Raw genomic sequence first — 12,408 nt, forward strand, 5'->3', positions numbered from 1 at the left:
TCAGAACGACTGCCAGGCAGGCTTGTTCGCCAGCGCGTACTTGTAGTAGTCGGCCAGCTTCAGCTTGCTCGCCGCCGCCTCGTCGATCACCACGGTGACGTGCCGATGCCACTGCATGACCGAGGCCGGGCAGAACGCCGACAGCGGACCCTCCGCCGCGGCGGCGATGGCGTCGGCCTTGCCCGCACCGAGCGCGATCATCACCAGATGTCCGGCTTCACCGATGGTGCCGAGGCCCTGGGTGAGCACGTGATGGGGCACATTCTCGGGGCCGTCGAAAAAGCGGGCATTGTCCTTGCGCGTCTGCTCGGTCAGCGTCTTCACCCTGGTCCGGGAGGTCAGCGCCGACCCGGGCTCGTTGAACCCGATGTGCCCGTCGGTGCCGATGCCGAGCAACTGCACATCGACCCCACCCGCAGCGGCGATCGCCGCGTCATAGCGCCTGCCCTCGCCCGCGATGTCGCCCGCCTCGCCGTTCGGGCTCAGCACGCGCGCCGGATCGAGATTCACATGGTCGACGAACTCCGAGCGGATCACCGAGAAATACGACTGCGGATGCTCTTTCGGCAGCCCGACGTACTCGTCGAGCAGGAACGCGCTCGCCGTCGAGAAGTCGATCTCACCCTCGCGATACCGCCGCGCCAGCTCCTGGTAACTGCCCAGCGGCGACGACCCGGTGGCCAGACCGAGGATCGCGTTCCCGCGCTCCACATACCCGCCGACGATATCGGCGACCGTCGTAGCCACCTCGTGTTCGTCCGCCCGGATCACGATCTCCATCAGATTCCTTCCGTTCCGGCGACGAACACCCGCCGCGGCTGCAATGACTGGTCGGTGACGAGAAGGTCGGCGCGCGCACCGACCGAGAGGACGCCGCGGTCGTGGAGACCGAGCACCTGGGCGGGAGTGCGGGTGGCGGTGGTGACCGCGTCGGCGAGCGGGATTCCCGCGTGCTGAACCGTCCACCGCAGCACATCGAGCAATCGGGCGGTCCCGCCCGCGATCGCACCCGGAGCTCCGTCGGCAGTGGCGAGCCGGGCGACACCGTCGCGCACCCGCACATCCAGCGCGCCCAACTGGTAGTCGCCGTCACCCAACCCGGCAGCCGCCATCGCATCGGACACCAGCGCGATCTGCCCCGGCCCGACCGTATCGAACACCATCGCCACGGTCTCCGGCGCCAAATGCACTCCATCGGCGATCAATTCGACCACCATGTCCCCACGCCCGGCGGCAGCCAGGCAGGCGGCGACCGGCCCGGGGGAGCGGTGATGCAGGCCGGGCATCCCGTTGAACAGGTGCGTCGCGGTGATCGGCCCGCCGATCGCATCCGCGATCCGCGCCGAGGTCGTGGCGGCATCCGCATCGGTGTGCCCGAGACTCGGCAGCACATCGTTGCGCCGCATGGCGGCGAGCAGTTCCTCGAAGTGCGCGGTCTCCGGCGCGAGAGTCATCGATCGGACGGTGCCACGCGACGCCGCGAAGATCCGCTCGAACAACATCGGATCACCGGGGATGATCGCCGCGGGATCCTGTGCGCCACAGCGGGTCGCATTGATGAACGGCCCTTCCAGGTGGATTCCGAGCAGCTGCCCCTCATCCACGAGATCGGCGAGCATGCCCGCCTGCCGGATCAACACCTCCGGCCGCGCCGACACCAGACTTCCGAGCAACCCGGTACTGCCGTGACCACGATGATCCGCCGCAGCGACCCGCGCCCCCGCCGCATCGGCATTGGGAAACCCGAACCCACCACCACCGTGACAGTGCACGTCGATCAGCCCCGGCAGCACCAGATCGTCACCAGCCGGCGGACGTTGCTCAGCCGAAGGATAGTCCACCGCCGCACCGACCCAGGTAATCCGGCCATCCGCGAATTCGACCACCCCATCTGCGATCTCGCCGCCGGATACCCCGACGAGCCGCCCCCGCACCACACCCTGTGCAATCACGGCGCCGACCCCTGCCGGGAGTCTGACGACCACGAAGACTCGTGCCGGCCGACCGGCCGCCGCCTCGCATCCTGCTGGTTCGGTCGCGCCGCCGAATCGGCTCGAGTGTCGGACCGCCCCCCGGTCCACGGCCGAGCGACCGATCGCCACCCGGCGATGAGCGCGACATCGACGGTTCCGAACGAGGCGTGGAGGCACTCTCGCCAGGCTCCGCGTGCCGCGCTGATCACCGCACCCTGAACGAACGACGCCCGCAGACAACCGTCGTGCAGCGGCCCGGCCACCGGCCGAACCGCACGCACCGTCCTCCGACTCATGCCCGCCCGACGATCGCCGCGACCGCCTCACGCGCCAACTGCGGATTCCTGGCCGCACACGCGACATCCGCCGCATCCCGGCACTTTTCGATATCCACGGCCGACAACGCCGCCCGCACCGCGGGCAGCGCAGGCACCGACATCGACAGACTCGTCACCCCGAGCCCGACCAGCACCGGCGCCAGCGTCGGATCCGACGCGGCCTCACCACACACCCCGACCGGCTTCCCGGCCGCCGCCCCCGCCGCACCCACCATCGCGATCAGATCGAGCACCGCGGGCTGCCACGGATCGAGCAGGTGCGCGAGCCCACCCGCCATCCGGTCGACCGCGCACGTGTACTGGCTGAGGTCGTTGGTACCGATGCTGACGAAGTCGAGGTGGGTGAGCAGATCGGACGCCCGCAGCGCCGCCGCCGGAATCTCGATCATCGCACCCACCTTGCGCAGCCCCGATTCCCGTGCGAGCGCGGCGAATCCGGCGGCCTCGTCGGCGGTGGCGACCATCGGCGCCATCACCCACAGCTCGGCCCCGGTCGCCTCGCCCGCCCTGGCCAGCGCGGTGAGCTGGGTGGCCAGGGTATCCGGGAACACCGTCCCGATCCGCAGTCCACGCACACCCAGCGCGGGATTCTCCTCGGTCCCCAGGTCGAGGAACGGCAACGGCTTGTCCGAGCCGGCATCGAGCGTGCGAACCACCACCTTGCGCCCGGCGAACTGCTCGAGAACTGTTGTGTAGGAGGCGATCTGCTCATCCAGACTCGGCGCCGTCGCCTTGCCGAGATACATGAACTCGGTGCGGAACAACCCGACACCCTCACTGTCGACCGGCCCCGCCTTCTCGGCATCGTCGACAGTCCCGATATTCACCAGCAACTGCACCGGCGTGCCGTCGGCTGTATGCCCCGGTCCACTGGCCGCGGCCAGCCGCGCCGCATCCGCCGCCGCCTGCTCGACAGCCGCCTTCTGCCGCAACGGACTCGGATCGATCACCACATCACCGGTACTGCCGTCGAGCAGCACCGGCGCGTCCTCGACGAGCCGATCGGTATCGGGACAGTTCACCACCGCGGGCAACCCCAGCGACTTCGCGAGAATCGCGGTGTGACTGGTCGGCCCACCCTCGGTGGTCAGCAGCCCGACCACATCGCTGTCACCGAGCATCGCCGTGTCCGCCGGCGCGAGGTCCCGCGCGACCAGGATGAACGGATACCCCGGCTCCGGAATGCCCGGCATCGGTTCCCCGAGCAACACCGCGACGGTCCGCCCGCCGATATCGCGCAGGTCGGTCGCCCGCTCGGCCATGTACCCGCCGAGCGCCTCGAGCTTGTCGCAGAACCCCTCGAACGCCAGGTGCACCGCGTGCGCCGTCGGCATCCCGTCGGCCAGCTGCTTCTCGGTGGCGGCGACGATGCCCGGATCACGGGCCATCGTCGCCGACATCGACAAGATCTCCGCCGCGACACCACTCACGCGCCCGGCCCTGGCCTGCATCTCGTCGGCCACGCCACCGAGCGCCGCCTTGACCCGGGCCAGCTCCTCGTCGACCGACCCGCCGACCGGATCCAGCGGCGAGGTCGCCAGCTGCGAACCGAACCGCAACCACGGCGCGCACGCGACACCGGGGCTCACCCCGAGCCCACGGATCAGCTGCTCGCCCATCAGGCGGCGTCCAGATCCGAGGCCACGAGCTCGGCCAGGCTGTCCAGGACCGCGTCGTCGTCGGCGTGCAGGGTGACCTCGGCGCCGTGGCCCGCGCCCAGCGTCATCACCGCGAGCACACTCGCCGCGTCGACCGGTTCACCACCTCCCACCGAGATCCGCACCGGCACCCCGGTGGCCTGCACGGCCTGGGTGAATTTCGCGGCGGGGCGGGCATGCAGCCCCACCTCGGATCCGACGACGACTGTGCGGGTGGTCATGGCCTCACTCACCTTCCAATTTCTTGTCCAGCTTCGTTTCGACTTCGGCGACCGACGGCGCGTCGGTCCGAGTATCGCCGGTCGCGGTCAGCGCGGTCTCGGCTTCGACCGCGGCGACATCGGGCACCCCGGCCTCGACATCGGTTTCGGCCTCGCGACCCGGCGTCCGCAGGTTCCACTTCTTGATCACGAAGCTGAACAGCACGTAGTAGATCACCGCGTAACCGAGCCCGATCGGGATCAGCATCCACGCGTCGGTCGCCTTGCCGAAGTTCAGCAGATAGTCGATCGCGCCCGCCGAGAACGTGAACCCGTCGTGGATACCCAGCGCGTTGACCAGTGCCATCGACGTGCCCGTCAGGATCGCGTGCACCACGTACAGCGGCCACGCCACGAACATGAACGAGAACTCCAGCGGCTCGGTGATGCCGGTGACGAACGCGGTCAGACCGGTGGAGAGCATGATGCCGCCGACCAGCTTCTTCTGCGACGGCCGCGCATTGCGCCAGATCGCCAGCGCCGCGGCGGGCAGCGCGAACATCATGATCGGGAAGAAGCCGGTCATGAAGGTGCCCGCGGTCGGGTCGCCGGCGAAGAACCGGTTGAGGTCACCGCGCACGAGCTGGCCGGAGGCGTCGGTGTAGTCGCCGACGAGGAACCACACGGTCGAGTTCAGGATGTGGTGCAGGCCGGTCGGGATGAGCAGGCGGTTGGCCGCGCCGTAGATGCCGCCACCGAGGACGGTGTTGTCGGCGACCGTCTCACCCACCCAGGTGAGCGCGGAATTGAACGCCGGATAGATGAACGACATGCCGACACCGACGACCAGACCGGTGACCGCGGTCAGGATCGGCACCAGCCGCCTGCCGTTGAAGAAGCCCAGGAAATCGGGCAGTTTCGTGCGATAGAACCGCTGCCACAGGATCGCCGACAGCAGACCCATCACGATGCCGCCGAGGACGCCGTAGTTGATCAGCGCCTGCGCGCCCTTCGGATCGGTCTTGCCCTCCAGCACGATCGGTGACATCGCCTCGAACACGCCGTTGATCACCATGTAGCCGACCACCGCGGCCAGCGCTGTCGACCCGTCGGCCTTCTTGGCCCAGCCGATCGCGATGCCGACGGCGAAGATCAGCGGCAGCCAGGTGAACACGGCCTGACCGGCCGCCGAGATGACCGACGCGGTGCTCTCCAGCGCGGAGAACCGGCCGAGGAGATCGTCCTGGCCGAGGCGCAGCAGGATGCCCGCCGCGGGGAGCACCGCGATCGGCAGCATGAGGCTGCGACCCAGGCGCTGCAAACCCGCGAACACCTTCGATTCTTGCTTGGGGCTGTCGGTAACGGCAGTCATGTCGACCTTCTTCGTGCCGGGTTTGCCGGCGGTCTCGGCGAGCCGGACGGACTTACGAGCCTGTCCGGGTTAACTGTTGTGAACCGGTCACCCTGACGGGTACTGTCCGGTCATAACCAGTTGTAAGTTTGACCAGGTGGCTACCGGATGTCAACCGCGAAATATGACGTGGCGCACATTCGAGGCTCCCATACTGGAACCGGCAACCACCGCGGAAAGGGAGAACACATGTCCAAAGCGGAAGCGATCGTCAAGGGTCTGGGCGGCGCCGACAACATCGTCGAGATCGAAGCCTGCATCACCCGGTTGCGCACCGAGGTGAAGGACGGCGGCAAGGTCGACGAGGCCGCGCTCAAGGCCGCGGGCGCGCACGGCGTCCTCAAGTCGGGCACGGTCGTGCAGGTCGTCGTCGGCCCCGAGGCGGACACCCTCGCCGAGGACATCGAGGACATCCTGTGAGTGTGCCGGTCCTCGCCCCGCTCGCAGGCAAGGTCGTCGCCCTCACCGACGTCCCCGACCCGGTCTTCGCCGGTCAGATCGTCGGCGCGGGCGTGGCCATCGACCCCGACCGCACCCGCGGCACCCTCACGGTCACCGCCCCCATCGCGGGCAAGATCCTGAAACTGCACCCCCACGCCTTCGTCATCCTGGGCAGCGGCGTCGGCGTGCTCGTCCACCTGGGCATCGACACCGTGAAGCTCAAGGGCGAAGGCTTCGGACTCCTGGCCGCCGAAGGCGACGAAGTCGTCGCGGGCGCCCCGATCGTCACCTTCGACCCCACCGAAATCGCCGCCACCGGCAACTCCCCGATCTGCCCGATCGTCGTGATGGACTCCCCGAAGGACTCGATCACCAGCGACGCCATCGGCACCGACGTGGATCCCGGCGCCCTGCTGTTCGATTCGCCGTAGGCGATCAGCTGACGCGCTCGCAGCGTCAGCTGGTTTCGCAACCGATCCAGTCGGATGAACCCTTCGACTCGCCGTTGCGTAGTTCGTGGCAACGGGCCATCACGAAAGGACCGGCAGTGAGCGCAGTGGAACAGACCAGTGAGCAGTTCGCCGACCGGTTGTTCGGTGCGGCGCTCGGCACCATCGACCTCCTGGCCGTGCACCTCGGCGATCGGCTCGGCTGGTATCGGGCGCTGGCCGATGGCGGCCCCGCCGACGCGGTCGAGCTGACCGAGCGCGCAGGCGGCGACCTCCGGTACGCCCAGGAGTGGCTGGAGCAGCAGGCCGCGACCGGCATCCTGACCGTCGGCGACGACGGCAGGTTCGAGCTCCCGGCCGGCGCGGCGGACGTACTGACCGACCAGAACAGCCTCAATTACCTTGCGCCACTGGCCCGAATGCTCGCCGGTGCCGCCGTCCAACTGCCCGCACTGGTCCGCGCCTACCGCAAGGGTGGTGGCGTCGGCTGGTCCGAATACGGCGCCGACATGCGCGAATCACAGTCCGACATGAACCGTCCCTGGTTCGAACGCCGCCTGGCCACCGACCTCGCCCGCGTCGAGGACGTCCACGCGATCCTGTCCCGCCCCGGCGCCCGCGTCGCCGATGTCGGTTCCGGCGGCGGCTGGTCATCGATCGCACTGGCCCGCGCCTACCCCGATCTGACGGTCGACGGCTACGACATCGACCAGCCCTCGGTCGAGATGGCCCGCGTCAATGCCCGCGACCTCGGCGACCGCGTCAGCTTCCACCACGCCGACGCGGCGACGGACCTCCCCGAATCCACCTACGACGCTGTCTTCGCCTTCGAATGCCTGCACGACATGCCGCACCCGGTGGATGTCCTGACCGCGGTACGCAAGTCCCTGCGCCCATACGGCGCGGCGATCGTGATGGACGAAGCCGTCGCCCCGGAGTTCACCGCACCGGCCAGCGATATCGATCGCCTCATGTACGGCTTCAGCCTGCTGATCTGCCTGCCCGACGGCATGGCGCACCCTGGTTCGGCGGGCACCGGCACGGTCATGCGCACCGCGAAGCTGGCCGACTACGCCGCCAAGGCAGGCTTCGCCGCCGTCGATGTCCTCCCGATCGAGGAGTTCGGATTCTGGCGCTTCTACCGGCTGACGGCCTGACCCACCGGCTCGTCCTGCACGGTCCACACCGCGGCGAGATCCTCGAAATACCGCTGGCTGCTCCACAATCGGTAGTTGCCGATCACATAGACCCGCCGCCGCGCCCGCGACACCGCCGCATTGAGCACATTCGGATTCGTCGCTGCCCAGCGCCGTGACCCACCCGCCGCCGGGGAGGTACCGAGGATCAGCACCACCACCTCGGCCGAATTGCCGTGCATCGCATGAACAGTCCCCACGTGGTGGGTGGCGAACTCCGCCCCGAGAACCTCGCGCGCGACCTCCCGCGCACCCCGCGCGACATCGCGGAACGGACTGACGACCCGGATGTCGCCCGGGGAAACGCCGTCCGCCGTCAGCTGGGTGAGCAGCGCGGCAAGCGCCTCACCTTCCCCGGGAATCCAATTGCCTTCGGCCCGTGCCGATCTGACATCGATCCACCGATTCTGCCCGGGAAACTTCGGCCGTTCCGGCGTACCGAAGACCAGCAGGTCATCGTCATAGGCGATGCGATGCGTCAACTCGAAGATCGGCAGATCGCTACGCCGATGCACCCGCAGCGGCGCCCCCACCCACACCGGTTCGGCATGATCGGCCGGCGTCAACCACGTCCCGAACCGCACGCCACGATCGGCGGCCCGGCGCGCCGACGCCATGTCCGGCATCCATTCCGGATCGAGCCCGTACTGCCGCACCAGCGCCTCCTGCGCCGACGTCGGCAGCGTCCCCACCGGCCCCAGCTGACGATGATCGCCCACGATCACCGCGCGCCGCGCCCGCCAGAGCCCACCCGCCACCGACTGCGGCGCGGCCTGCCCCGCATCGTCGACGAACAGCCAGCCCAGCGCCTCCCGCCCGAGCCCGGCGAACAACCGCGGCACGGCGGTAAAGGTCGTCGCGACCAGCGGCACGGCGAGGAACAGCGTCTGCCACGCGGCCACCACGGTTTCCGGCTTCGGCTCCTCGGCCAGCTCACCCCTGATCAGCGCGATGGCGACGATCAGGTTGTCACGCACCCGCGACCCGGCATCGAGCAGGAACGCGCGATGCAACCGCAGCGCGGACAGGAACAGCTCGCGCCGGGCGCCCGCGTACTGCTCGTCGGCCCACGGATTGCACAGCTGGAACTGCTCGTCGTCACCGGCGACATCGCCGAACGGAATAGTGTCCGACCAGTTCTCGCGCGCCCGCTCGATGATCTCCAGCGCGGCCTCACGCCGAGTTGTCAGCTCGAGATGATCACGGATGAGCCGTCGCCCGTGCTCGGCCGCCGCCGCCCATTCTCCGCGCGTGTACTCGACCTCGGTCTGCCGCCGCCGCATCTCCGATTCGGCGATATGCCGCTCGCGCAGAAGCTCATTGCTCCTGGCACTCCACCGCCGCCCGGCCCGGAACCCGGTCGATAACGAGGCCAGAAACCCCGGCTTCTGTCCACCGTGCTCACCGAGCAGCTTGCCGACCCGATGCTGGGTCGCCTGCGCGGCCCGCAGATGCTCGGTCGCCAGCTGATGACGTTCCCGCCAATGCGCGTGTGCCGTATCGGCGTTCGCGATCTCCGCCGCCATCGAGTGCAGACGCTCGTTCATGCCGGGCAGGTCGGCGACCGCGTCGGCGACATCCTGACGCTCCTGGGCGAGCCTGCGCACCTCGGCGCGACGACCGGCGAAGTCCCGCACCGCGGTCGGCCAGTCCGGCAGCGAATCCGGATCTGCCTCAGCCTGTTTGAGAATGTCGAGCATGCCGCCCGTGGTCGACCCCGCCTTGCGCTCGCCGGCGAACCGCTCCCCGAACCAGAACCGCTCGCCGAACGTCCGGCGTTCGTCGCCCATCGCCGCGGCGATCAATCCCCACGCCGGCTCGTCGCCGACGAGATCGGCCAGTTCGGTGAAGTGGTTCACCTCGCAATCGACCGCCTCGCGACGCTGGATCTCGGTGACGACGTCGGCCGCGGCTTCCTCGCTACCCGTCGTCAGCACCACTTCGTATCCGGTGACGTTGGGCGCCAGCCGATGCGCGCCGACGGTGTAGTTCTTCGCGACCTGCACCTGCTCGGTGATGCCGGTGAACACATCCAGGGGCTCGTCGAAGGTCGCCAGTTGCGCGGCCCGCTCGACGATGATCCCCGCGAGCAGATCACGCAGCATCGTAGTCGTGCCGGTACCCGGCGCGCCATGCACCGCGAAAATCCCTGAGCTGTCCCGTAATCCGGCCATCGCCCGATCGACCGCGAACTGCTGACCCGACACCAGTGGATCGCCCGGCCACCTCCCATCCGGAACCAGGTGGGGGAGTAGTCCTTCGACGACCACATCCAGGCGCTGTCGGACATCGATCCGCTCGTCGACCGGCAGTGTCTCGGTGGCCGCGAGGTAATCCTGTAGCGCCGCACCGATATCGCCGCGTTCCACGGCCGCTGCCAGCGCGGCGAGATCCTCGCCCAGACCGCTGTTCAGCCGATCCTCGGTGGCGATGCTGTCCGCGTCGCGCGCCGCGACCTGGACACACGCGACGCGAATCCCGCCGGCCCGCAGCTCCGACCGAATCCCGAGCGCCGCACACAGTTCGCCGGTGAAAGTATGCAGATCACGACCGGTGAGGCTGGGCGCTTCGGGCTGCTCCTCTGTGGCCTCAGGCAGAAGCCGCTCGGCGAACGCCAGCGCGGACATCCCGGCGAGCCCGGGGGAGATGACCCCGTCTGCCACCGCCGCAACGAGCGAAGCCCCGACACCACGGCCCGCCACATCGAACGCCCGCCACCGCGGAGACTCCGGCACGATGTCGGCAGCCGCCGCCTCGCGCGTCAAAGTATCGAAAGCGGCGGTGAAAGCCGCCGAATCATGGTCGAACCCGTCGGCCCAGCCACTGTCCGCCGGACCGGGCGACCGCAGTCGATTCACCGCCCAGGCCAGCCCCGACAAGGTCGCCGAACCCCCGACGACCACTCCGTCATCGGTCACCGTCACCGCGAACGCGGCCGTCATACCGGCCCGCCGCGCATCGGCCTCGAGCCGATCCTCCCCGAATGCCCGAACCAGCGCCTCGCGCGCCCGCCCCACCCCGAACAAGCCGCCGTACACCACGAACTGCCACACCCGCCCCGGCTTCAACGCGGGCAGTGTGGCCAGGTCTTCCCACGGCGCGAGATCATCCGCCGCCGGCTCGACGACGATCCCGTCGTCGGGTAGCGCGCCGACGTCGGGAACACGATGCGGACCGAACAACTCCACGGTCTGCCAGAAACGTACGAGCCGCGCGGCGTGCTCGGATCCGCCCACGATGCACCTCAATCCGTCGGCCATCAGTGCTGACAACGCCGATCACGGTACGCGATCGCGATCCCGCCAGTGCGGCAGCCCGATGGTCCCGCCCGCCACGGCGAGACCATCGGCGCTGGTCCTACAGCTGCGGCAGGCAGCCCGCCGCCCGCATCCGCGCCGCCAGCGACGACGACACCAGCGCGCTCGACCCACTGCCACCGCCCAGCGCGACGAGAACGTCACCACCCAGCCCGGCGCCGAACGAACACCCGAGCACGTTCACATCGATGTAGATGTTCTCCTTCTGCTCCGGCTCCGCGGCAACGGAACCCGCCCCCACAACTGTGGCAGCCGCAACAGCCAAACCCACTGCCACTGCCTTGACGATTCGCACAATATCCTCCTGAAAAGCGCTGATCAGCGCGGTGATCGGATCGGCCATCGCAGCTCCCGGACCGACGGATAGTGTTGACCGTTCTTTCGCCGTGGAAACGTCGCCGGTGAAACACCAGGACACGACAGCCTGACCCGATGCGTCCAACCCTGGAAGCCTCAGCGCAGCACCATCTCCGCGACGGCCTTGGGCGCCGCGAGCCACTCCCTGATGTTGTTGCGCACCTCGGTACTCCGCCGGCAATCGCAATACGCGACCACCCCGTCGGCCTCGATCCCCGCAGCCCTGCACAACGCGACAGCCCGCGGCAGATGCTGATACTGACTCACGATGATCGCCCGCTCGACCCCGTACATCGACCGCGCCCGCTCACACGTCTCTCGCGTCGACAGCCCTTCCCCATCGGACTTCACGATCTCCGGGTCGATCCCGTGCTCGAGTAGATACCGCGTCATCGAAGCGATCTCGTCTCCGGAAGTCCCGCCCGCGTCCCCCGACAGCAGTATCTCGCCGGCCTTCCCCGCGGCCACCAATTCGATGGCGACGTCGAGCCGGCCCCGCAGATACGCCATGGGAGTGCCGTCCGTCGCGACCTTCGCTCCGGGAACAATCACGACCGGCACATCCGGCGCCCCCGCCACATCACTCCGATGACCGGACGACATAGCCCACATAGCCGCATTCGCGCCCGCGGTGACGAGTACCAACCCACCCGCCACGACCAACCCGGCCCCGAGTACCCGGCGCAGTCGTCGCCGCTTCCCACTCTGTACCGCCATCGCCGCCCCTCCCTTTGTCGCGTCCACGAGCCACCGTACCGGCCGTGGTTCGTGACAACGTCGGCGAAACATCCCCTGACTAGGGAATTTGACATCGCATTTGTCGACACGTAAATTAATTCCAGTCAGAGCGACACGGACACCGACCCGGTACCGAGTACCAGGGAAACGAGGTTGGACGATGAGCGCCGACAACATCAAGTAAGAAGGTTCACCTGAAGCGGATTTGCATCCGGGCGCGGGCATGAGCTAAGTTTGAACCCTGCCTCGCTGAAGCCCCTACGAAATGTTGTGGGTGGAAGCTTGTGCGTGTGTTCTTTGAGAACTCAATAGTGTGTCGATGAATGTCAG

General features: G+C 68.4%; 11 protein-coding genes. 3 read left to right on the forward strand and 8 right to left on the reverse strand.

What is annotated here, in order from left to right; genetic code table 11:
* From nagB to IEY60_RS26940, 5 genes are all read right to left on the reverse strand, one after another.
* Entirely contained in the window at positions 1-780 is a 780-nt protein-coding gene (gene nagB / locus IEY60_RS26920) for a glucosamine-6-phosphate deaminase (RefSeq protein WP_189033252.1), read from the reverse strand.
* Complete coding sequence (locus IEY60_RS26925; protein WP_373291768.1) at positions 780-1,952, reverse strand: N-acetylglucosamine-6-phosphate deacetylase; 1,173 nt, start codon at positions 1,950-1,952, stop codon at positions 780-782. The genes nagB and IEY60_RS26925 overlap by 1 nt, the downstream gene beginning before the upstream one ends.
* A 313-nt stretch (positions 1,953-2,265) precedes the next feature.
* Complete coding sequence (ptsP, locus tag IEY60_RS26930) at positions 2,266-3,930, reverse strand: phosphoenolpyruvate--protein phosphotransferase (RefSeq protein ID WP_189033254.1); 1,665 nt, start codon at positions 3,928-3,930, stop codon at positions 2,266-2,268.
* Entirely contained in the window at positions 3,930-4,190 is a 261-nt protein-coding gene (locus tag IEY60_RS26935; protein WP_189033255.1) for an HPr family phosphocarrier protein, read from the reverse strand. The genes ptsP and IEY60_RS26935 overlap by 1 nt, the downstream gene beginning before the upstream one ends.
* Before the next feature lie 4 nt (positions 4,191-4,194).
* A complete protein-coding gene (locus tag IEY60_RS26940; RefSeq protein ID WP_189033256.1) occupies positions 4,195-5,541 on the reverse strand; it encodes a PTS transporter subunit EIIC in 1,347 nt (448 codons plus the stop codon).
* Positions 5,542-5,769: 228 nt separating this feature from the next.
* Here IEY60_RS26940 and IEY60_RS26945 point away from each other — a divergent pair, with 228 nt between their 5' ends.
* The 3 genes from IEY60_RS26945 (at position 5,770) to IEY60_RS26955 (ending at position 7,627) form a co-directional block, all read left to right on the forward strand.
* The gene (locus tag IEY60_RS26945; RefSeq protein WP_189033257.1) at positions 5,770-6,000 is read left to right on the forward strand and encodes a PTS sugar transporter subunit IIB; all 231 of its coding nucleotides are present in this window, start codon (positions 5,770-5,772) and stop codon (positions 5,998-6,000) included.
* Complete coding sequence (locus IEY60_RS26950) at positions 5,997-6,452, forward strand: PTS sugar transporter subunit IIA (protein ID WP_189033258.1); 456 nt, start codon at positions 5,997-5,999, stop codon at positions 6,450-6,452. The genes IEY60_RS26945 and IEY60_RS26950 overlap by 4 nt, the downstream gene beginning before the upstream one ends.
* A gap of 116 nt (positions 6,453-6,568) precedes the next feature.
* Positions 6,569-7,627 (forward strand): class I SAM-dependent methyltransferase, encoded by a 1,059-nt coding sequence (locus IEY60_RS26955; protein WP_189033259.1) that lies wholly within the window; start codon positions 6,569-6,571, stop codon positions 7,625-7,627.
* Here the strand turns inward: IEY60_RS26955 and IEY60_RS26960 are convergent.
* The 3 genes from IEY60_RS26960 to IEY60_RS26970 all read right to left on the reverse strand — a co-directional run bounded on the left by IEY60_RS26960 (position 7,609) and on the right by IEY60_RS26970 (position 11,919).
* Positions 7,609-10,902, reverse strand: a complete 3,294-nt coding sequence (locus tag IEY60_RS26960; protein ID WP_189033260.1) for a DEAD/DEAH box helicase — start codon at positions 10,900-10,902, stop codon at positions 7,609-7,611. The two genes, IEY60_RS26955 and IEY60_RS26960, sit on opposite strands and share 19 nt — an antisense overlap.
* 121 nt (positions 10,903-11,023) lie before the next feature.
* Positions 11,024-11,326 (reverse strand): hypothetical protein, encoded by a 303-nt coding sequence (locus IEY60_RS26965; RefSeq protein WP_229740143.1) that lies wholly within the window; start codon positions 11,324-11,326, stop codon positions 11,024-11,026.
* A gap of 110 nt (positions 11,327-11,436) precedes the next feature.
* On the reverse strand, positions 11,437-11,919 hold the full coding sequence (locus IEY60_RS26970; protein WP_229740144.1) for a SanA/YdcF family protein: 483 nt from the start codon (positions 11,917-11,919) through the stop codon (positions 11,437-11,439).
* Positions 11,920-12,408 lie beyond the last annotated feature (489 nt).

It is taken from the genome of Nocardia rhizosphaerihabitans (assembly GCF_014646295.1).
Classification (GTDB): Bacteria; Actinomycetota; Actinomycetes; order Mycobacteriales; family Mycobacteriaceae; genus Nocardia; species Nocardia rhizosphaerihabitans.